Genomic DNA, 19721 nt, shown 5'->3' with positions numbered 1-19721 from the left:
GCGGGTGGGCGGTGGGGTCAGCGCGCGGTGTCGAACACCTCGTCGCGGGTGGTGGCGAGCGCGCTTTCCAGCGCCCCGCTCAGCACGGGGTGCGTCTGCACCGTGCCGAGCACCAACCGGGGCCGGGGTACGGCCAGTTCGGCCAGCTCGGACTGGATGAGCGCGCGCAGGGGCTCGCCGCCGGCCACGAGCACGTCGCCGGACAGGACGATCAGCTCCGGGTCGAGCACCGCCACCAGCGAGGCGAGGCCGACCGCGGTGCCGGTGGCGCAGCGGGCCAGCAGCTCGCCGTACTGGTCCCCGTCGGGCAGCCCGTCCTCGCCGGCCGCCTCGTACCGGGCCACGGCGGCGGCCAGCAGTTCGGCGGCGGCGTCCGGCTGGGTGCCGCCCGGCAGTTCCAGGCCCAGTTCACGGGCGATCCGCAGCACCGCGTTGCAGCCGGCCAGCTCCTGGAAGCCGCCGTTGTTGGCCTTGGTGACGTTGCGGACCAGGGGGGTGCCGGGCACCGGCAGGAAGCCGACCTCGCCGGCGCCGCCGGTCCAGCCGCGGTGCAGCCGGCCGCCGATCACGATGGCGGCGCCGATGCCCTCCTCGTTCCACAGCAGTACGAAGTCGCCGTGTCCGCGGGCCGCGCCGATCCGCTGTTCGGCGACCGCGGCGAGGTTCACGTCGTTGTCGTACTCCAGCGGCATCGGCAGCGTGGCGGCCAGTTCGTCGAGCAGCGCGGGGGAGTGCCAGCCGGGCAGGTGGCTGGCGTAGCGCAGCCGCCCGGTGCTGGGGTCGAAGGCGCCGGGGGTGCCTATCACCACCCGGTGCAGGTCGGAGCGGCTGAGCCCGGCCGCCTTCACCGCGCCGTCCAGCGCCTGCACCACCTGCTCGACGGGTCCGCCGGCCCGGCGGCGCGGGGTGGGCAGCCGGAACGAGCCGACGGTTCGGCCGGTGATGTCGGCGACCGCGGCCCTGATCCGCTCCGGGTCGACGTCCAGGGCGGCGACGTACGCGGCGGCCGGGTTGACCGAGTACAGCTGGGCGTTGGGCCCCGGGCGGCCCGCGGTGGTGCCGGTGGCCACCACCAGGCCGGCCGACTCCAGCCGGGCCAGCAGCTGGGAGGCGGTCGGCTTGGACAGGCCGGTGAGTTTGCCGATCCGGGTCCGGGAGAGCGTGCCGTGCTCCAGTAGGAGGTCGAGCGCGGCGCGGTCGTTCATGGCGCGCAGTACGCGCGGTGTTCCAGGGGTGCCAGCCATGCGCGCCATCCTCCCTCAGGTCACTGTTAGGAAAGTTTCCTATTGGCAAAACGAAAGGTAGGCCCGCCGTCAGCAGGGCGTCAAGGGGGGCCGGACCCGTGTTCGGCAAGGTCGGCCAAGTCGTTACCAAGACGCCCCTGGCACACGTCCAGCGTGACAGGGGCGGTACAGCGGGTACAGAGGGCGGGCCCGGTCCTTCTCCTCCGGCGCGCGGCGCGGGGCCGCCGGCCGTCCCCCCGGCGGCGCGGGCGGCCCGGCGGCTTCCCCCGGCACCCGGCGGCTGTCCCCGGCGGCGCCCGGCGGACTCAGCGCTCCCCGGCGGCGCCCGGCGGACTCAGCGCTCCCCGGCGGCCGGCGGCGGCACGGACGGGGACCCGGGCGGCCGGGGAGCGGCGGCACGCGCATCGGGAACGGCGGGGCGCGCTTCGGGGGCGGCGGCAGGGGCGGCGGCCGGCGGAGCGGACGCCGGGGTCTCGGACACCTGCGCCGGCGCCCGCTCGGCCGGGGTCGGGCCCGGCTCCTGGGCCGCGGCGGCGGGCGAGCCGCCGGTGATGACGATGCCCTCCTCGTCGAACGCCTTCTTGATCCGCCAGCGCAGCTCCCGCGCCACCGCCGCCGACTCGCCCGGCATCGTCCTGGCCTGCGTCTGGACCACCACGAACTCGGCCCCAACCGACTCCAGGCCCAGCACCTGCACCGGCTCCCAGAGCTTCTCGTTCCACGGTTCGTCCTTGGACATCGACGCGGCGGTCGCCGTGATCACCGCCCTGGCCCGGTCCAGGTCCTCCCCGGCGCCCACCTGCACGTCCACCATGGCCGTGGCCCAGCCCTGGCTGAGGTTGCCGATCCGCTTGATCTCGCCGTTGCGCACGTACCAGATCTCGCCGTTGTCGCCGCGCAGCTTCGTCACCCGCAGGCCGACCTCGACCACCGTGCCGGCGGCCTCGCCCGCGTCGATGGTGTCGCCGACGCCGTACTGGTCCTCCAGGATCATGAAGACCCCGGACAGGAAGTCCGTCACCAGGTTCCGCGCGCCGAAGCCGATCGCCACGCCCGCCACCCCGGCGCTGGCCAGCAGCGGCGCCAGGTTGATCTTGAGCACCGACAGCACGGTCAGCGCCGCGGTACCGAGGATCACGAACGAGCTGACGCTCTTGAGCACCGAGCCGATCGCCGCGCTGCGCTGCCGCCGCCGCTCGGCGTTGACCAGCAGCCCGCCCAGCGTGGTGTTGGCGGCGGCCTCCGCGCCCCGGTTCATCCGGTCGATCAGCCGGGTGATGGTCCGCAGCACCAGCGCCCGCAGCACCAGCGCGATGACCACGACCAGCACGATCCGCAGTCCGGCGGCCAGCCAGCCGGCCCAGTTGTCGTCCACCCAGCTGCCGGCCTGGGTGATGGAGTGCGGCAGCGCCTGGTCGGCCGCTGCGGGGTGGGGCGCGGCGGCGCGGGTCGTCGCGGTGGTCACGAGCGGGAACCTCCGTGGGGGCGGGAAGTATCCAATCTAACGGGCGACCGATGCCGTCTTGTCACCATGGCCGTGGTGCGGGGGGCCGCCGACCGGGGGATACAGGGAATGTGGCGGCCGGCGGGGACGCTGGATCACACGGGAGTGTGGTCCAAAACACCCACGGTCCGTTACCCGGGCATGGTGGCGCGCGGCCCCGCCTTCCGGAGAGACTGAAGTCAGATCGTCCCGGCGCGAGCCACGCGCCGCCGGCGTTAAAGGAGGCATCCGTGCCACATGTGCTGGTCCTGAACGCGTCGTACGAGCCGCTCGGCGTCGTACCGCTCCGCCGCGCGCTCGTCCTCGTGCTGAACAACAAGGCCGTGTGCCTCGAGGAATCCGGCGCCTATCTGCACTCCGAGACGCAGGCGCTGCCCGCGCCCAGCGTCGTCAAGCTCACCAAGTTCGTGCGGGTGCCCTTCCGGGGCACCGTGCCGCTCACCCGCCGGGCGCTGTTCGCCCGCGACGGCGGCAAGTGCGCGTACTGCGGGTCCGCCGCCACCAGTGTCGACCACGTCATTCCGCGCAGCCGGGGCGGCCAGCACGCCTGGGAGAACGTGGTGGCGGCGTGCCGACGCTGCAACCACGTCAAGGCGGACCGCCATGTCGCCGAGCTCGGCTGGCGGCTGCGCCATCAACCGGCCCCGCCGTCCGGGCTCGCCTGGCGGATCATCGGGACCGGACATAGGGACCCGCGCTGGTTGCCATACCTGCAACCTTTCGGCGCGGACGACGCCCTGGCCCGGATCGACGGCATATCAGCCTGAGGTCCGGGCTTTTGCGTGTCGCCTCCCGTGTGCCGCCTCCGGACGGCGCACGGGGCCGCGCCACGGGGCACCCGACCGGGCCATCCGGCCCGCGGGTCACCCCGCGGTTGCGCCTGCCCGGTACGCCTGGTACGCCTCCACGCCGAACAGCGAGTAGCCGTACTTGGTGGCCCGCCGCACCCCCTGCACCCGGAGGAACCGGGTGTCGGCGGGCGCGTCCAGCCACACGGTCTCGGTGCCGCCGCCACCGTCCGTCACCGTGGCCGCGGTGTGCCAGGTCACCCCGTCCGCCGAGGTCCTGATCTCGTAGCGGGCGGCGTACGCGTCCTGCCAGTGCAGTACCACCCGGCCGACCTCCGCCGGGGCGGGCAGCTCCACCTGGACCCATGAGTCGTCCGCGACCGGTGACGACCACCGGGTCGCCGGGTCGCCGTCGGCCACCGAGGCGGCCGGGAAGTCCGGGGTCTCGTCGCCGGACGAGGTCGCGGCCGACCCGGGTACGAGGTCGGGTCCCCTGGTCCGCGGGTGCGTCCGCACGGTCAGGCGGCGCTCGACCGTGCGCCCGGCGACGGTGAAGCGGACCGGGACGGTGTACGTGCCCGGGGCGGTGCCGGCCGGCACGGTCACCTTGAGCGGCACCTTCACGGTGGCGCCGCGCGGGAGGGCGACCTGGCGGGGGGCGGTGACGGTGATGCCCCGCTCGGCCGGCGCGCCGTGCTTGCCCGGCGCGTTCGGGCCGCCGGTCCGGGGCGCCCCCGCCTGCTTCCCCTGCTTCCCCTGTCGGCCCGGTGCGCCGGGCGGTGCGCCGGCCTGGGCCACGGCGGCGGTCAGGTCGCGCGGCAGCCCGGCGCTGACGGAGGCGGTGACCGAGACCGGGGCGCCGCCCGCCTCGGCGTCGATCTCGGTGCGGTCCGCGGTCACCCGGGGCGGCTCGGCGAACCACGGCACGACCTCGCGCACGCCGTCCGCGTCCGAGATCCGCACGGCGTCGGCGAGCAGGCCCGCCGGCAGCTCCGTCCAGCCGGAGCGGTCCAGGGTGCCGAGCCGGTGCCAGCCGGAGGCGGTGTGGACCTCGACGGTGGGCGGCGGGTCGTCGGCAGCGGCGGCGGTCCGGAAGGGCGTGACGTACGGCAGGTCCAGCGGGAAGCGGGCGGCCTGCTCGCCGGCGGAGGCGCCGGAGTCCGCGGCGGCGCCGGCCGGGACGCCCGCCGCCGGGGCGGTACGGGGGTCGGCGGCCACCGTCACCGTGTCCAGGGGGCGCGCGCCGCCGAAGCGCACGGTCACCTCGCCGGTGCCGGCCCTCGTCCCCAGGTCGCCGTCCACCACCGAGGCCGCGCCCGGGGCGGTGCCAGCGGCGCTGGGGACGCTCGCGCCGCTCACCGAGACGGCGAACTCGCGCACCGTCACCGCGCCCGGCTGGCTGCCGGCCGCCCGCAGCCGGACCTGGCGGGCCCGGGTGCCCGGCGGGAGGGCGGCCGTGATCACCGCCTGGTCGTGGTACTCGCCGATCCGCCGCCAGCCGGCGCCGTCGTCACCGGACACCTCGAGCACCGCGTCGTGCAGGAAGTCGTCGGAGCCGCTGCCGTCGCCCATCGCGATCCGCACCGCGCTGACCGGCCGGTCCGTGCCCAGATCGACCCCGAAGGAGTCGTCCGGCTGCGGCGGGGCCGCGCTCGACCAGGCGGTGGCGTCCTTGCCGTCGACCATCGCCGACGGGTCACTGCCCCGGCCCGAGCCCATCGTGGTGGTGGCGGTACGCCCGTCCGCGCGCAGGCCCAGCCACGCGTCGCCGTCGTCCACCGCCCGGGACAGGAAGCCGTCGAGGGCGTCGGCGCCCACCTTCGCGGTGCCCTGGTCGAGCGGGGCCCGGTCGTGCTCCAGCGCCCGCCGGGCCCGCCACGCGGTCTGCCCGTCGCTCTCGGCCTGCGCCACCAGCATGTCCACCGCGTCCTCGCCCGCGGCGCCGTAGGACGACAACCGGTCCAGCCAGGGCCGTACCTCGTCGCCGAAGGTGCCGCCGGCCAGGGGGCCGAGCACGGCGGGGGCGGTACGCATGGTGGTGAAGGCCGAACGCAGCCGCTCCGCGGCCGCCGTGAGCCGCACCGGGTCCTTGGGGGCGCCGGCCGCGTCCGGTTCCAGCGCCGCCCAGAAGGCCCTCAGCAGCGGCTGGAGATACGCCGACTCCTGGCCGCCGAGCGCCGACGACGACTCGTTCCCGGCCAGCGCGGCGAGCGCCGCCCGGGTGCCGGGGTCGGGGCCCGCCAGGTCGTCGACGGCCGCCCGCCAGGAGGCCGCGGGGTCGTAGCCGCGCGGGTTCCAGGAGTAGTCGGCGGCGGTGAACAGCGGGATACGGGAGGCGGCCGGCTGCTGCATCGCGCTGGCCAGCACCCCCGCGGACACCGTCGCCACCGCCGGCTCGCGGCCGGTGTAGGGGCCGAGGAAGAGCCGGCCGGGGTCGAAGTCGTTGACCGGGTAGTTGTCGAGCGTCATCAGCGGGTGCCCCAGCGCGTCCCGGGCGCCGGCCACCTGGGCGCCGGTGATCTGCTTCGGCAGCACTCCGACGCCGGTCCAGGCGACCTCGACACCCGCGTCCAGCGCGTCGGCGAGCGCGGTGCGGTACGGGGTGGCGCCGTCCTCGTAGAATTCGGTCGGCAGCAGCGAGAGTTCTGCGTCCGGGCCGTACCTGCCCCGGAGGTAGCCGGCCAGCGTGTTGGCCACGTCCGCCTGGGCGCGGGCCGCCGCGTCCGGGCCGGTGCCGTACCTGGCCCGGTCGGCGCCGCAGTGCCACTCGCTGTAACTCACGTCCTGGAACTGGATCTGGAAGGCGCGGACGCCCAGCGCCCACATCGCGTCGAGCTTCTTCTCCAGCGCCCGCCGGTCGTCGCCCGAGGCGTAGCACAGCGCCTGGCCGGGGGCGACCGCCCAGGCGAGCGTCACATGGTCCTGCCGCGCCCGCCGGGCCAGCGCCCTGAAGTCGGCCCGCTGGGCGGCCGGATAGGGCTCGCGCCACTGCGCCTGCCGGTAGGGGTCGTCCCCGGGCGCGTAGAGGAAGCGGTTCTGCTTCGTCCTGGCCATGAAGTCCAACTGGTCCAGGCGCTGTTGCCGGGTCCACGGGACGCCGTAGAAGCTCTCCGCCACACCGCGCACCGGGGCGGTCGGCCAGTCCCGCACGGTGACCGCCGCGAAGCCCCGCTCGCCCTGGTCGGTGGCCGCCAGCTGCCGCAGCGTCTGGGCGGCGTGGAAGAGGCCGTCGTCGCCGACGCCGGCCAGCGCGACCGTGCCGCCACTGACCGCCAGCCGGTAGCCGCCGGACGGAAGGTCGCCCTGCGGCGGCGCGCCCAGCGCGGACAGCGGGGCGAGCGCGGCGTCACCGGCGTACACCGTCAGTCCGGCGCCCGGGAGCGGGGCCCGCACCACGTCCGTCGCCCCCGCGGCCCGCAGCGCGTCCTCGACGACCCCGAGCGCGTACGGGTCGGCGTCCGGATCGGCCACCAGGGTGACGTGGGCGGTCACCCGGGCGAACCGCCCCTGCGCCCGCAGCGATTGCGGCTTGGGCCAGACGGCGGGCGGGGCCGGGGACCGCTCGGCGGCGGTGGCCGTGCCGGTGGGCTGCGGGGCCGGCTGGTCGGCGAGCGCGGGTGCCTGGCCGAGCCAGCCGCCGACCACGGTGGCCACGACCGCCACCGCGGAACTCCTGCGCAGCACGACTGCCTCCCGGGGGGCGCCACACCCAGTACGGACCGCGAGCCCATCACCCCCGCCCCCGGTGTGTCAACGCCCGTCGCGTACCGCGGCCGTCCGCGCCCCCGCTCCGCCGGTGCCCGCCCGGCCCCGGCGGCCAGGAGTTGTCCACAGGGCTTCCCCTGGCGGGCGGCGTCGACGTGCGAGGATGGCCGTCTCACCTGACGAGAAGGAGTGGGCCGCTGTGGCTGGTACGAACCTCACGCGTGAGGAGGCGCAGGAGCGTGCACGCCTGCTCAGCGTGGACGCTTACGCGATCGAGCTGGACCTGGGCGGCGCCCCGGAGGGCGGCACCTTCCGGTCGGTCACGACGGTGCGCTTCGACGCGGCCGAGGAGGGCGCCTCGACGTTCATCGACCTGGTGGCGCCCACGGTGCGCGAGGTGGTGCTCAACGGCGAGCCGCTGGAGGCCGCGAAGGTCTTCGCCGACTCCCGGATCGCGCTGACCGCCCTGCGCGCCGGCCGCAACGAACTGCGGGTGGTGGCCGACTGCGCCTACACCAACACCGGCGAGGGGCTGCACCGCTTCGTCGACCCGGTGGACAAGCAGGTCTACCTCTACACCCAGTTCGAGGTGCCGGACGCCCGCCGCGTCTTCGCCAGCTTCGAACAGCCCGACCTGAAGGCGACCTTCGCCTTCAGCGTGCGGGCTCCCGAAGGCTGGACGGTGGTCTCCAACTCCCCGACGCCCGAGCCCACCGCCGACGGCCTGTGGGTGTTCGAGCCGACCCCGCGCATCTCCACCTACGTCACCGCGGTGATCGCCGGGCCGTACGCGTCGGTGCACAGCAGCTGGGAGGGCGACGGGCGGAGCGTCCCGCTCGCCGTCTACTGCCGGCCCTCGCTCGCCGAGCACCTGGACGCGGAGGCGGTCTTCGCCGTCACCCGGCAGGGCTTCGACTGGTTCCAGGAGAAGTTCGACCACGCGTACCCGTTCGCCAAGTACGACCAGCTGTTCGTCCCGGAGTTCAACGCGGGCGCGATGGAGAACGCGGGCGCGGTCACCATCCGCGACCAGTACATCTTCCGGTCCAAGGTGACCGACGCCGCCTACGAGGTGCGCGCCGAGACCATCCTGCACGAGCTGGCCCACATGTGGTTCGGCGACCTGGTGACCATGGAGTGGTGGAACGACCTGTGGCTGAACGAGTCGTTCGCCACCTACACCTCCATCGCCTGCCAGGCGCACTCCGCCGACTCCCAGTGGCCGCAGGCCTGGACGAGCTTCGCCAACTCCATGAAGACCTGGGCCTACCGGCAGGACCAGCTGCCCTCGACCCATCCGATCATGGCCGAGATCAGCGACCTCGACGACGTGCTGGTCAACTTCGACGGCATCACCTACGCCAAGGGCGCCTCCGTCCTCAAGCAGCTGGTCGCCTACGTCGGCATGGACGCGTTCTTCAGCGGCGTGCAGGCGTACTTCAGGCGGCACGCGTGGGGCAACACCAGGCTCTCCGACCTGCTGGGCGCGCTGGAGGAGACCTCGGGCCGCGACCTCAGGACCTGGTCCAAGGCATGGCTGGAGACGGCCGGCATCAACGTGCTGCGGCCCGAGCTGACCGTGGACGACCAGGGCGTGATCACCTCCTTCGCGGTGCGCCAGGAGGCCCCCGCGCTGCCGGCCGGCGCCAAGGGCGAGCCGGTGCTCCGGCCGCACCGGATCGCGATCGGCGCCTACGACCTCAAGGACGGCGGGCTGGTCCGCGGCGAGCGGATCGAGCTGGACGTCGACGGGCCGCTGACCGAGGTCCCGCAGCTGGTCGGCGTCCGCCGCCCGGACGTGGTGCTGCTCAACGACGACGACCTTTCGTACGCCAAGATCCGGCTGGACGAGCAGTCGCTGGCCACCGTCCGTGACCACCTGGGCGACTTCACCGCGTCGCTGCCCCGCGCCCTGGTCTGGGCGGCGGCCTGGGACATGACCCGGGACGGCGAGCTGGCCGCCCGGGACTACCTGGAGCTGGTGCTGCACGGCATCGCCAAGGAGACCGACATCGGCGTGGTGCAGTCGCTGCACCGCCAGGTGAAGCTTGCGCTCGACCTGTACGCCGATCCGGCCTGGCGGCGGACCGGCCTGGCCCGCTGGACCGACGCGGCGCTGGAGCACCTGGAGGCCGCCGCCCCCGGCAGCGACCACCAGCTCGCCTGGACCCGGGCCTTCAGCGCGACCGCCCGCACCCCCGAGCAGCTCGACATCCTCCAGGGGCTGCTGGACGGCTCGCGCTCCTACGAGGGGCTGGCCGTCGACACCGACCTGCGCTGGACGCTGCTGACCCGGCTGGCCGTGACCGGCCGGGCCGGCGAGGACGCGATCGACGCCGAGCTGGCCCGGGACGCCACGTCGGCCGGCGAGCAGCATGCCGCGAGCGCGCGGGCGGCCCGGCCCGACGCGGACGTCAAGGCCGAGGCGTGGGCGTCCGTCGTCGAGGGCGACAAGCTGCCGAACGCGGTACAGGAGTCGGTGATCGGGGGCTTCGTCCAGATCGACCAGCGGGAACTGCTGGCCCCTTACACCGAGCGGTACTTCGCCGCGCTCAAAGAGGTGTGGGAGACCCGCAGCCACGAGATGGCCCAGCAGATCGTGATCGGCCTCTACCCCGCCTACCAGGTGTCCCGGGCCACCCTGGACGCGACCGACGCCTGGCTGGCCACCGCCGAGCCCGCCCCCGCCCTGCGCCGCCTCGTCATCGAGTCCCGCGCCGGCGTCGAACGGGCCCTGCGCGCCCAGCAGGCGGACGCGGCGGCGGCGTGACCCGGCCCGGCAGGGCCTGACGCGGCCCCCGGCCCCCGGCCGGCGGAGCCCGGGGCGGCCGCCCCGGCCCGGCCGGGGGCCGCCCCAGGGGGCCGCCCGGCAGGGCCGGCGTGGTGAACGGGCTGCGTCCGGTCGGCGCTCCGGCGTGCCTGCGGCGAGAAAGGGGCAAAGCGCGCAAAGGTGGAGCCAACCGCCTCCTGCCCGCTGGTCACCTGTTCATCGGCAACCCCCATCGCCACACGCCCACCTCCGGAACGGGTCGCACGGGGTCCGGGGAAAGGCCCGGCAGCGGCAGCTCCAGGCTTCGGCAGGCTCAAGGCCCCAGGGGGTACGTACATGGCCGGGTTGACACGACGCAGGCTCCTCGGATCCGCGGCGGGCGCCGTCGGCGGTACGGCCGCGCTCTCGCTGCTGCCCGCCAGCGTGCAGCGGGCGGTGGCGGCGGGCCCGCCGCGCCGCAGCTCCATCCAGGACATCGAGCACGTCGTCCTGCTCATGCAGGAGAACCGCTCGTTCGACCACTACTTCGGCACCCTGTCCGGCGTGCGCGGCTTCGGCGACCCGGACGCGCTGCGGCTGTCCACCGGCCGCTCGGTGTTCTACCAGCCGGACCCGGTGAACCCCGACGGCTACCTGCTGCCCTTCCATCTGGACACCAAGACGACCAGTGCGCAGGCCATCCCGTCCACCAGCCACGCCTGGTCCGTGCAGCACCAGGCGTGGAACAACGGCAAGATGGACAAGTGGCTGCCCGCCCACCGCTCGGCGGACGGCGCCAACGGTCCCTACGTGATGGGCTACTACAACCGCGAGGACATCCCCTTCCAGTTCGCCCTCGCCGAGACCTTCACCCTCTGCGACAGCTACTTCTGCTCGGTGATGGGCCCCACCTGGCCGAACCGCCTGTACTGGATGACCGGCACCATCGACCCCGGCGGCACCGCCGGCGGCCCGGTCATCTCCAACAGCGCGCCCAAGCCGTACACCTGGACCACCTACGCCGAGCGGCTCCAGGCGGCCGGCGTGAGCTGGAAGGTCTACCAGCAGGACGACGACTACGGCTGCAACATGCTGGAGAACTTCCAGCACTTCATCGACGCCAAGCCGGGCTCCGCGCTGTACGAGCGGGGCGTGCGGCCGGGACCGGCGGGCGCGTTCGAGGACGACGCGCGCAACGACCGGCTGCCGACCGTCTCCTGGATCATCCCCACCAGCACCCAGTCCGAGCACCCCGACTACCTGCCGGCCGCCGGCGCGGACTTCGTGGCCCGGAAGATCGAGGCGATCGCGGCCAACCCCGCGGTGTGGGCGAAGACCGCGTTCATCCTCAACTACGACGAGAACGACGGCCTGTTCGACCATGTGGCGCCGCCCACCGCGCCCGCGGGCACGGCCGGCGAGTACGTGCAGAACCTGCCGATCGGCGCCGGATTCCGGGTGCCGGCCATCGTCGTCTCGCCGTGGACCGTCGGCGGCTGGGTCGCCGGTGAGACCTTCGACCACACCTCCCCGCTGCGGCTGCTGGAACACCTCACCGGCGTCCAGGAGCCCAACATCTCCGCCTGGCGACGCCGTACCTTCGGCGATCTGACCTCGGTGTTCCGCTTCACCGACACCCGCCCCACCCCGCCGCCGCTGCCGGACGACACGGCCGAGCGGCTGGAGCAGGCCGAGCAGGAGGTGGCGACGCTGCCCAGACCGGTGCTGCCGGGCGCCACCCAGCCCGTACCCCGCCAGGAGCCGGGCAGCCGCCCGCACGTATAGGCACACCGGCGCACCCGCGGACCCGCACCCGCGGACCCGCACCCGCGGGACCGCGCAGCCGCTCCCGCCCGGCCGGTGCTCCGGCCCACCCCCGGCCCACCTCCCGACCGGCCCTCCCGGCCGGCGTCAGTCCGGACCGCCCGCACCCGCCTCGTGCCGCCCCCGGTGTCCGGAACCCCGCGCCCGCCGGAAAACCGGTGGGCGCGCGGCCGTACCGCGGCTAGAGTCGGCCTCTTTGGCGGGCTCCGGGGCGCGGGTCCGGGAGCGGGTACCCGGGCCGGGGCGAACCGGCCGGGCGGACGCGGGGGGTACGGACATGGCCGCGCCGGAACTCGGCCCCGGCTTCCGGGCGCTGTGGGCGGCGAACTCCGTCTCGACGCTCGGCGACGGCATGGTGGCCGCCGCCGCGCCGCTGCTGGTCGCCTCCGTCCGCGACGACCCGGTGCTGATCGGCCTCGCCGTCTTCGTCCAGCAACTGCCCTGGCTGCTGTTCTCGCTGCCCGGCGGCGCGGTCGTCGACCGGCTCGACAAGCGGCGGCTGGTCGTGGCGGTCGACGTGGCCCGCGGCCTGCTCACCGCCGTCCTCGCGCTCGCCGTCTGGTCCGGCCACGCCTCGATCCCGGTGATCTACGCCGTCGCGTTCCTGCTGGGCACCGGCGAGACGCTGGCGGAGAACGCGGCAGCCGCCCTGGTCCCGGCGGTGGTGGCGTCCGGGCTGCTGCCGAGGGCCAACGCGCGGCTGCACGGCTCGTACTTCGTGCTGAACAAGTTCGCCGGGCGCCCGGCCGGCGCGAGCCTGTTCGTGCTGGCGGCGGCGCTGCCGTTCGGCCTGGACGCCGCGTCCTTCCTGGTCTCGGCGCTGCTGGTGGCGGCGACGCGCGGGATCGGGGACACCGGCCCGCGGGCCGCGCCCGGGTCCGGCCGCCCGATCCGCGCGGACATCACGGAGGGAGTGCGCTGGCTGTGGGGCGACCCGGTGATCCGGATGCTCGCGGTCGCCCTGTGCCTGATGAACGTCACACTGACCGCCGGGTTCTCCGTCATGGTCCTCTACGCCCGGGACCGGCTCGGCATGAGCGCCGTCGGCTACGGCTTCCTGCTCTCGGCGAGCGCGGTGGGCGGGGTGGCCGGCGCGCTGCTGGCGCCGCGGCTCCAGTCCTGGTTCCGGGTGCCGGTGCTGCTGCGGGCCGGACTGGTCGTCGAGACCCTGACGCATGTCGGCCTGGCGCTGTCCACCACCGCCTGGGCGGCCTGCCCGGTGCTGGTCGCCTTCGGCGTGCACTCGTCGGTCTTCGCCGGGGTCGAGACCACCTTCCGGCAGCGCCGGGTCCCGGAGGAGCTGCGCGGCCGGGTGCAGAGCGTCTTCATGACGTTCGCGATGGGCGGCAACGTGCTGGGCGCGCTGACCGGCGGCCCGCTGGCGGGCTGGCGGGGCGTCACGGCGCCGTTCTGGTGCTCGGCGGCGGCGATGGCGGCGGTCACCGCGCTGTCCTGGCGGCCCTTCGGCCGCAATCTGGCGCCGGGGGCGGCGCGCCGGCCGGCGGCCGGGCCTGGGGCGTACTCCGCGCCCGGCGCATAGCGCGGGAGACCGGGACCCGCGGCGCCGGGCAGCGCCGGGCCCCCGGAGCGCCTTCGGGGCGGTCCGTCCGCGGAACGGCGGGCGCGGCGGGCTGTGCTGTGCGCGGCGGGCGGCCGCCCGCCGGAGCTCAGCGCTCCTGCTGCCCGCGCGGCCGCTCGGCCAGTGTGACCAGGCCCGCGATGATCAGGAACAGCACGATCGGGGTGGCGACGAACAGGCCGAGCGTCTGGAGCACGCTCAGGCCGGACCCCGGGTCGTCGCCGTCGTCACGGACGACCGCGAACGCGGGGGACGACATCAGCACCGTCATCGTCGTACCAGCGGTGACGACTCCGGCGCGCACGGCCTTCTTGCTGAGCTTCTTGTCCACGCGCCCAATGTAGTGACCGCCTCCCCGGCCCGCGCGCCCGGGGGTGCCTACGGTGTGGCGCGGCCGGTCCCGCGCGGGCCCCGGGCCGCGGCGGCGGTCCCGATCGCCGGCGAGGCGCCCTACGCTGCGGCCAGCGCCCGCCGCACCTCGTCCGCCAGCGCGTGCAGCCGCGGTGAGGCGGCCAGCTGCTCCAGGGTCAGCGGTGTGCCGTCCGGGCCGGCCACCGGCAGCCGCCAGTTGGGGTACTCCGCCGATGTCCCCGGCAGGTTCTGCGGCCTGCGGTCGCCCACCCCGTCCGGCAGCCACACCCCGACCATCCGGGCCGGAGTCCGGGCCAGGAAGCGGTGCACCGCCTTGACCACCGCCTCCTCATCCGCCGCGCCCTCCGGCAGCAGCCCGAGCCGGCCGAGCACCGCGATCCACTCGCTGACGTCGGCGGCCTCCTCGGCCTCCTCCTCGGCCAGCGGCCGGGTCAGCAGGTCCAGCCGGTGCCGCAGCTCCACATGCTCGCCGGTCAGCCGGGCCGCGGTGCTCGGAAGGTCGTGCGTGGTGGCCGTCGCCAGGCAGAACTCCCGCCAGGCCGCGGGCGGCAGCGGTCGCCGGTCGCCCGCCTTCCCGTCGGCGTCCTGGTAGTTCCGCTCGAACCACAGCACCGACGTCCCGAGGACGCCCCGGTCGGTCAGCTCCTCGCGCACCCCCGGCTCCACCGTGCCCAGGTCCTCGCCGATGACCACCGCGCCGGCCTGGTGTGCCTCCAGCGCCAGCAGCCCCAGCATCGCCTCGGCGTCGTAGCGGACGTACGTGCCCTCCGTCGGCGGGCGGCCGGCCGGCACCCACCAGAGCCGGAACAGGCCCATCACATGGTCCATCCGCAGACCGCCGGCGTGCCGCAGCATTTGGGAGATCAGGTCGCGGTAGGGCGCGTAGCCGGCGGCGGCCAGCGCGTCCGGGCGCCACGGCGGCAGGCCCCAGTCCTGGCCCCGGGAGTTGAACGCGTCCGGCGGCGCGCCGACCGACATGCCGGCCGCCAGCACGGCTTGCGTCGACCAGGCGTCGGAGCCCGACGGGTGCACCCCGACCGCGAGGTCGTGCACGATCCCGATCGGCATCCCCGCCTCTCTCGCGGCCCGCTGCGCCGCGCCCAGCTGGGTGTCCGTCAGCCAGCTCAGCCAGCAGTGGAAGTCCACCCGGTCCAGGTGCTCGCCGCGGGCCCTGGCGACCTGCGGGGAGCGCGGGTCGCGCAGCCCGGCGGGCCAGGAGTGCCAGTCGGGGCCGTGCCGCTCGGCCAGCGCCGACCAGGTGGCGTGGTCGTCCAGCGCCTGGCCCTGCTCGGCCAGGAAGTCGGCGTACGCGGCCCGCCGGCCGGGGCTCAGCGGCACCTGGCGCAGCAGCTCCAGTGCCTGCGCCTTCAGCGCCCACACCGCGTCCCGGTCGATCAGCGCGCCCTCCAGCAGCACGCCGTCGCGCAGCCCGGCGGCCCGCAGCAGCAGCGACTCGGCCCGCTCGCGGCCCTCGGGGGAGAGGTAGGCGTACTCCGGGACGTCCTGGATCCGCAGATAGACCGGGTCGGGGAAGCGGCGCGAGGAGGGGCGGTACGGCGAGGGGTCCGTCGGGGGGCCGGGGACGGCCGCGTGCAGCGGGTTGATCTGCAGGAACCCCGCCCCCAGGGTGCGGCCGGACCAGGCGGCCAGGTCGGCCAGGTCGCCGAGGTCGCCGATGCCCCAGGAGCGGGACGACAGGGTGGAGTAGAGCTGCGCCATGAACCCGAACGACCGCCCGGGCGGCAGTTCCAGGCGGCGCGGCGCCACCACCAGGTCGCCGCGCGCGGTCCGGCCGTCCGCCGCCTCGGCCCGCAGGGTGTAGCGGCCGGGGGCGGCCGGCGCGGCCTGCCCCGGCCGCACCGGGACGCCGTCCAGCAGCGTGCCCTCCGGCAGCCGCGGCAGGGCCTGGCCCGCCCGCAGGACGGTGCAGGGCGCCAGCAGGCGCTGCGCCGCGCGCTGTTCGTACGCGGCGAGGGCCTCCTCCACGGCGCTCGGCGTCGACGCGTCCACGCCGAGCGCGGCCAGCACGGCGACCACCGTGTCCTCGGGGACGGCGACCTCCGTCCCGGGGGCGGGGCGGTACGTCACGTCCACGCCGTACAGGGCAGCCAGGCGCACCCGGTCCATCGAGTCTCCGTCCTTGCGGGTAATGCGTAAGCCCTACCCCGTCCATGCTGCCCCTACCCCGCCGGAGATCATCCAGCGGCCCCGGTACGGCCCCGGTACGGCCCCGGTCCCGGCAGGAACGGCTGACCGGGATGGCCGGGCGGGCGCGGCCGGGGTGCCGGCCCGGTCGGGCGCGTGCGGGCTCCGGTCGGGCTCCGGTCGGGCGTACGCGGGCGCGGCCGGGCGGGAACGGCGAGGCGGGGCGCGCGCCCTGAGCGCCCGCCCCGCCTCCTCCCCGGGGGGAGCTTCGTAGCCGGTGCGGCGCCGTATGGGTCACGGCGCCGCCGGATTTCCGGCCGTCGGCCGATCTCCTACGACACGGTCTTGGTGATGATCACACTGCCGTGGCCCGCCACCGTGCCGCGGGCGTCCAGCAGCTGGACCTCACCGAACAGCTGCCGCCCCGCCGGAGCGGCGGCCGAGGCCAGCACCGAGGCCGAGACCTGGGTGGTGCTGCCGTGCGGCAGGGCGATCGTGGCGGAGTCGTCCACCGAGACCGTGCCGAGGCCGTCGGAGAAGTAGACGTCCTCGTAGTCGTAGGTGGTCGAGCCGGCCGGTACCGCGTAGCCGTCCACCTCGAAGGTGTACGTACCGGCCGCCGGGTCGGCCAGGCTCACCGACTCCTCCGCGTCACCGTCCGCGGACTGCCCGACGAGCACCCCGTCCAGGTACACGTACAGGTCGAGGTCGGCCGAGGTGTCCGACGGCGAGCCGATCGACACGTCCAGCCGTGAGACGCCCGCGCCGACGGTCAGCTCGGTGGTCTGCGTCTCGCCCTCGGTGATCGTCGGCTTGGCGGTGAGCGCCGAGCCCAGCGGGCCGCCCCGCAGCTTGCCCTGGATCGGGGCGAAGTCGTTGGTGACGTCCCACGTGGCGGTGGTCGGCGTGCCGACCGTCGCCTCGTCGAGGGTCTGCGTCGCCGGGTCGAAGGCGGCGCCGAGCACCGAGACGGTGAGCTTGTACGGGTTGTCCAGCAGCGGCGAGGTGCGGCGCGCCTCCACCTCGATCTCCCACACGCCGGGCAGCGGGTCGGCGTACGACCGCAGGTCCGGCCGGCAGGTGTTCGCCGGGTTGTCGTAGTTCGGGTAGCAGTCCGGAGTCTGCGTCGAGTCCAGCGGCACGCCGTACGGGTGCATGGTCTCGAAGCGGGTCTGGCTGCCCGGCTTCAGCCCGTCCATGGCGACCTCCAGTGAGGTGGCGCCGGCCGGCACGGTGATGAAGTACGACGTGGTGACGTCGCGGCCGATGCTGCCGGAGCGGGTCAGCGTGTACGACGGGCCCGCCGCCGGGGTGGAGACGACGACCGCCGCCGAAATCTGCGTGTCGGTGCCGCGGGTCAGCGGGTCGTCGACGTTCAGCAGCGCGCTGTGCGCGCCCGCCGATGCGGGCTTGGCGGTGATCTTCACGGTGACCGGCTTGTTCAGCGGCAGCAGCACCAGTGGGCTCGCCACCTTGAACGTGCCGTCGTTGTGCGCCCAGCTCAGGGTGTGCAGCTGGGCGTAGGCCGGACCGCTGGTGCGGGTCACGGTGACGCTGTACGTCTTCCGCTGGCCGGCCTTCAGGCCGCCCTCGCGGTCGTAGACGCCGGTGCCGAAGCCCGGGGTCTGCAGGAAGTCCGACAGCGTGGTGTTCACCGGTGCCTTGACGGTGTACGTGTCGGCGGAGACCCCGCGCTTGAGCAGTTCCCAGGCCGGGCCGACGGCGATCAGGCCGGCGCCCTGCTCGATGGTCTGGGCGCCGGGGATGTTCTTGGCGGTGCTGGTGATCGCGGTCCGCAGCTGCGCCGGGGTGACCGTCAGGTGGCGCGCCTTCGCCGCGGACAGCAGCAGCGCCGCGGCGCCGGTGGCCTGCGGGGAGGCCATCGAGGTGCCCTGGAGCATCGCGTAGCCGGGCGGCAGGCTGTAGCCGGCCTCGGCGACCGGCGAGCCGGCCTCCCAGGTCGGGATGGCGTTGATGGACGCGCCGGGCGCGGTGATGACCGGGGCCAGGCCGCCGTCCTCACGCGGGCCGCGGGAGGAGAAGGGCATCAGCGAGTACGGCACGGACATCACCGAGCCGTAGTTGGCCGCCCAGGTCTCCTTGGAGATGGCGGCGGCCACGCTCAGCACGTGGTCGGCCAGCCCGGGGTCGCCGATGGTGTTGACGCCGGGGCCGTCGTTGCCCGCGGAGATCACCAGCTGCACGCCGTAGGTGTCGATCAGCTCCTTGTAGAGCTCGTCGCGGGCGCTGGCGCCGTCGTTGAGCGAACCGAGGCCGCCGATGGACATGTTGACGATGTCCACGTGCCGGTTGACCACCAGGTCGATCATGCCCTCGGTGAGCGCGATGCTGGTGCAGCCGCCGGTCCAGGTGCAGGCCCGGGAGGAGACGATCTTCGCGCCGGGCGCGGCGCCGTCCATGTTCCCGCCGAACAGGCCGTTGGCGGCGGTGATGCCGGCCACGTGGGTGCCGTGCTCGGACTCCACCACGCCGATGTTCACGAAGTCCGCGGTCTTGCCGACCCAGGTCCCACCGTACGGGTCCATGGGCACGTTCTTGCGGATCTCGACGGTGAAGGGGATCGACTCCGATATGGCGGTCGCCGGGTTGTCGGTCCCGAAGTGGCCGGTCTGGAAGCCGTCCTTGTACGGCTTCAGCGCGGTGTCGTCGGTGAAGTCGCCGTTGTTGTTCAGGTCGACCCGCACGGTGCCGGCGGCCGGGTCGTAGAGCACGCCCCAGACGTCGGTGGTGTCGCCGTCGCGGTTCAGGTCGCCGTTCATGTCGCCGCCCTTGGTGGCGGCCTCGGCGAAGGTGCTGAAGTAGTACGAGCCGGCCGGCGACTTCCAGGCGCGGCCGGAGGCGGTGAAGGCCGGTCCGGTCTCCGCGGTGACCATCGGGCGCCAGGTGGCGTCGCCGTCCAGGATCGGGTCGGTGGCGGTCACCCAGTCGACGATCTTGCGCTCGCCGGTGGTGGTCTTCTGCAGCGCCGGGTGGCCCACGTCCACACCCGCGTCCAGGATGCCGATGGTGACACCGCGGCCGTCGGCGGCGGGGTGGTCCTTGACGAAGTCCACCGCGCCGGTCTCGAAGGCCGGCTGGTACGGGTTCTTCGCCGGGGTGTTCTTGCCCGGCCCCGGGTACGTCGCGGCCGGCTTGCCGTGCCGCGCGGCCGAGGCGGTGGTGTCGGCGGCCGGCGTCGGGTCGTCGAGCGCGATCTCCTGCTTGAGGTCGATCGCGAGCACCTGCGGGAGCTTCTGGGCCGCCGCGATCGCCGCACCGGCCTTCGCGGTGGGCACGGTGGCGCGTACGTAGCCGATCGTGTCGTACGTCTGGCCGACGCTGGCACCCTGGGCGTGCAGCTTCGCACTGACCTGCGCGGTGTCGCCGGGGGTGGTGGCGAGCATGAAGGTGACGTTCTTGTCACCGTTCGACTCGGCCTTGGCCAGCAAAGTGGCGTCGGCCGCACCGAGCTTGTCGGACGCGTCCTTGGTGGGGGTGTCCTGGGCCGGGGTGTCGCCGGCCGCGGTGGCGGTGGGGGAGGGCGCCGGGTCGGCGGCCGCGAGCGCGGGCCCGGCGGCCGACAGCGCGGCGACCAGGCCCGCGGCCAGCGCGATTCGGGCCGCGCGTCTCTTCGCGGATATGTGATCGAAAGGCATGGGCATCCCTGTTCGGACAATGGGAGGTCTGTTCGGAGTGCGGAGCCGTACGACGGCTCACACTGGTGGAACGGGCTGCCCTTTGGGGAGTGTTGACCTGGTTATGGTCCGGCCGTGACGTAAACCCGCCACCCGCCATCGCGGACGCTTGCGGG

The 19721-nt window shown here is 74.7% G+C and carries 10 protein-coding genes; 4 read left to right on the top strand and 6 right to left on the bottom strand.

The window, feature by feature from the left end:
• Positions 1–17 precede the first annotated feature (17 nt).
• Complete coding sequence (locus RLT57_RS08255) at positions 18–1253, bottom strand: ROK family transcriptional regulator (RefSeq protein ID WP_311296708.1); 1236 nt, start codon at positions 1251–1253, stop codon at positions 18–20.
• A gap of 325 nt (positions 1254–1578) precedes the next feature.
• A complete protein-coding gene (locus tag RLT57_RS08250; RefSeq protein WP_399128270.1) occupies positions 1579–2709 on the bottom strand; it encodes a mechanosensitive ion channel family protein in 1131 nt (376 codons plus the stop codon).
• A gap of 269 nt (positions 2710–2978) precedes the next feature.
• Between RLT57_RS08250 and RLT57_RS08245 the strand changes: the two genes are divergently transcribed.
• Positions 2979–3515 carry an HNH endonuclease gene (locus RLT57_RS08245; protein ID WP_093737143.1) on the top strand — a complete coding sequence of 179 codons (537 nt, stop codon included), beginning with the start codon at positions 2979–2981 and terminating at the stop codon, positions 3513–3515.
• A gap of 96 nt (positions 3516–3611) precedes the next feature.
• Here the strand turns inward: RLT57_RS08245 and RLT57_RS08240 are convergent, their stop codons facing one another.
• Positions 3612–7220, bottom strand: coding sequence for a beta-N-acetylglucosaminidase domain-containing protein (locus tag RLT57_RS08240; RefSeq protein WP_311296707.1), 3609 nt, complete (start codon positions 7218–7220; stop codon positions 3612–3614).
• Positions 7221–7440: 220 nt separating this feature from the next.
• Here RLT57_RS08240 and pepN point away from each other — a divergent pair, with 220 nt between their 5' ends.
• From pepN to RLT57_RS08225, 3 genes are all read left to right on the top strand, one after another.
• Positions 7441–10011, top strand: a complete 2571-nt coding sequence (gene pepN, locus RLT57_RS08235; protein WP_311296706.1) for an aminopeptidase N — start codon at positions 7441–7443, stop codon at positions 10009–10011.
• Between the two features lie 336 nt (positions 10012–10347).
• Positions 10348–11775: an alkaline phosphatase family protein gene (locus RLT57_RS08230; RefSeq protein ID WP_311296705.1), complete on the top strand. Its 1428-nt coding sequence runs from the start codon at positions 10348–10350 to the stop codon at positions 11773–11775.
• 316 nt (positions 11776–12091) lie between these two features.
• The gene (locus RLT57_RS08225; protein WP_311296704.1) at positions 12092–13354 is read left to right on the top strand and encodes an MFS transporter; all 1263 of its coding nucleotides are present in this window, start codon (positions 12092–12094) and stop codon (positions 13352–13354) included.
• A 127-nt stretch (positions 13355–13481) separates the two neighbouring features.
• On the opposite strand, the gene RLT57_RS08220 is transcribed toward RLT57_RS08225, so the two are convergent.
• The 3 genes from RLT57_RS08220 to RLT57_RS08210 form a co-directional block, all read right to left on the bottom strand.
• Complete coding sequence (locus tag RLT57_RS08220) at positions 13482–13724, bottom strand: hypothetical protein (protein ID WP_311296703.1); 243 nt, start codon at positions 13722–13724, stop codon at positions 13482–13484.
• 119 nt (positions 13725–13843) lie between these two features.
• Positions 13844–15892 carry a 4-alpha-glucanotransferase gene (malQ, locus tag RLT57_RS08215; protein ID WP_311296702.1) on the bottom strand — a complete coding sequence of 683 codons (2049 nt, stop codon included), beginning with the start codon at positions 15890–15892 and terminating at the stop codon, positions 13844–13846.
• A 350-nt stretch (positions 15893–16242) separates the two neighbouring features.
• Positions 16243–19566, bottom strand: coding sequence for a S8 family serine peptidase (locus RLT57_RS08210; RefSeq protein WP_311296701.1), 3324 nt, complete (start codon positions 19564–19566; stop codon positions 16243–16245).
• Positions 19567–19721 lie beyond the last annotated feature (155 nt).

It is taken from the genome of Streptomyces sp. ITFR-21, from assembly GCF_031844685.1.
Taxonomy (GTDB): Bacteria; Actinomycetota; Actinomycetes; order Streptomycetales; family Streptomycetaceae; genus Actinacidiphila.
Note: the sequence above shows the minus strand (reverse complement) of the source record. Positions and strands in the feature narration are given on the sequence as shown.

Coding starts and splice junctions, on each gene's coding strand:
- malQ (WP_311296702.1), bottom strand. CDS start 15,892: ATGGACCGGGTGCGCCTGGCTGCCCTGTACGGCGTGGACGTGACGTAC.
- RLT57_RS08230 (WP_311296705.1), top strand. CDS start 10,348: ATGGCCGGGTTGACACGACGCAGGCTCCTCGGATCCGCGGCGGGCGCC.
- RLT57_RS08255 (WP_311296708.1), bottom strand. CDS start 1,253: ATGGCGCGCATGGCTGGCACCCCTGGAACACCGCGCGTACTGCGCGCC.
- RLT57_RS08210 (WP_311296701.1), bottom strand. CDS start 19,566: ATGCCTTTCGATCACATATCCGCGAAGAGACGCGCGGCCCGAATCGCG.
- RLT57_RS08225 (WP_311296704.1), top strand. CDS start 12,092: ATGGCCGCGCCGGAACTCGGCCCCGGCTTCCGGGCGCTGTGGGCGGCG.